At 74.1% G+C, this 1,756-nt stretch carries 3 protein-coding genes; all 3 read right to left on the reverse strand.

Going from position 1 to position 1,756, the window contains the following annotated elements; genetic code table 11:
* A partial coding sequence (locus G3I40_RS45265; protein WP_164560599.1) for an ROK family protein occupies positions 1–315 on the reverse strand: 315 nt, incomplete at its 3' end.
* Positions 308–937 carry an HAD-IA family hydrolase gene (locus tag G3I40_RS45270; RefSeq protein WP_343245223.1) on the reverse strand — a complete coding sequence of 210 codons (630 nt, stop codon included), beginning with the start codon at positions 935–937 and terminating at the stop codon, positions 308–310. The genes G3I40_RS45265 and G3I40_RS45270, both read right to left, overlap by 8 nt.
* Positions 938–1,030: 93 nt before the next feature.
* The coding region (locus tag G3I40_RS45275; protein WP_164560601.1) for a Gfo/Idh/MocA family oxidoreductase at positions 1,031–1,756 on the reverse strand (726 nt) is incomplete at its 5' end.

Below are 1,756 nucleotides of genomic sequence, written 5' to 3' on the forward strand. Positions count from 1 at the left end.
GCGCAGCGCGGCGCCGAGGTCCGTGCCGGTCCACTCGGGCCGGCTGGGCCAGGCGGTGATCCGCTCGCCCGGTCCGACGGTCGCGGGCATCGCGACGCCGACCGCGCTCGGGGGCGCCCCCATCTGCTCGTACAACTCCTTTGCATGACCTGACAGTTGTGCCAGGTCATGCTCGGCGCTGCGCCGGGGCTGCCAGGCGAAAACGGCCTCGGCCACGCACCGCGCGCCGTCCTCCGCCCGCAGCGCGACCTTGGTGCCGCCGATGTCGACACCGAGGTGCGGGGCCGTCGTGCCGCCCGGCCGGTGCTCAGTCACCGGGCACGGACGGGCACAGGGCCAGCAGGTCGGCGGGGCGGGCCAGGATGACGGCCGGTTCGGCGGCGAGCAGGTCGGTGGGGTCGGACAGGGCCCACAGTGCGCCGGCCGAGGTCACCCCGGCGCCGTGCGCACTGGCGATGTCGGTCGGGGCGTCGCCGACCATGATGGCCTGCTCGGGTGCGAAGCCCAGCAGGTCCAGGGCGTGCTCCACGATGTCCGGGGCCGGCTTCGGGCGGGCGACCTCGTCCGAGCCGATCACGTGGTCGAAGAACGGCAGCAGCCCCAGGGTGTCGAGCAGGGAGCGGGCCCGCGGCCCGCTCTTGCCGGTGGCGACGGCGAGCCTGAGTCCGCGCACCCGCAGGGTCAGGAGCAGTTCCACGATGCCGTCGAAGACCGGCACCTGGGACGCGAGGCGGTAGCTCTCGCGTACGAAGGGCTCCTCCATCTCCAGGGGCAGGCCCATGATCCGCATGATGTCCGGGAAGTAGCGCCCCAGGTGGCGCGTGTACTCGTCGAACGGCGCCGGGCCGTCGCCGACGACCTCCTTGTACGCGACGGCGAACGCCTCGTACATCACGGCGAAGCTGTCGACGATGACCCCGTCCAGGTCGAAGACCACGGCGTGCCGGACGGTGGCCGTGCGGCCTGCGCCGACGGTGTGGAGGTCGTCTCGTTCTGTCGAAACTGGTGTGGTCACCGGCTTCTTCACTTCCTACTGGTGGGCGGGCACGGCGGTTCGCTCGTGCGCGGAGCGGGCCGACGCGTAGAGGTCCTCGATGGCCGCGACGGTCGTCCGGGCCTCCGCGGCGGCCCTGCCGCGTCGGCCGGGGTCGGCCAACTGGGCGGCGAGTGAGTCGAGTTGGCGGGTGTACTCGCTGCCGATGGGCTCGTCCCCGACGGGCACCGGCGTGGTGGTGCCCTCGCGGGTCAGGGTCAGTTCGGGGCGGGGCGGGCGGTTGGGGCTGAAGCCGAAGGTGCAGCGCAGTTCGGCGGTGCCCGCGCTCCCGACGAGCCGGATGCGGGTCACGTCGAGGGCTTCGTGCGAGGCCCAGCCGGCGTGCAGGGAGACCGAGACGCCGTCGTCGCGTACGAAGAAGCCGCGGGCGCTGTCCTCGACGTCGCCGCGCGCGCCGGCGGCCGCGTCGTCCTCGCGCCAGGCCGCGCTCCAGGTGCCGGCGGCCACGAAGTCGTTCGAGGTCGTGCCGACGGCCTGGGTGAAGCGGGCCGGGCCGAGCAGGGCGGCGAGCGTGTCGAACAGGTGCCAGCCGAGGTCGAAGAGGACGCCGCCGCCGGCCTTGCTGCGCTGGGTGAACCAGCCGCCGGCCTGCGGGATGCCGCGGGCCCGCACCCAGGACAGGTCGACGTGGCGGACCCGGCCCAGTTCCGGTATCAGGCCGGCCAGGGCGGTCACGTCGGCGCGGTGCGGGGCGGCGCTGCC

The organism is Streptomyces sp. SID14478 (assembly GCF_010548525.1).
Lineage (GTDB): Bacteria > Actinomycetota > Actinomycetes > Streptomycetales > Streptomycetaceae > Streptomyces.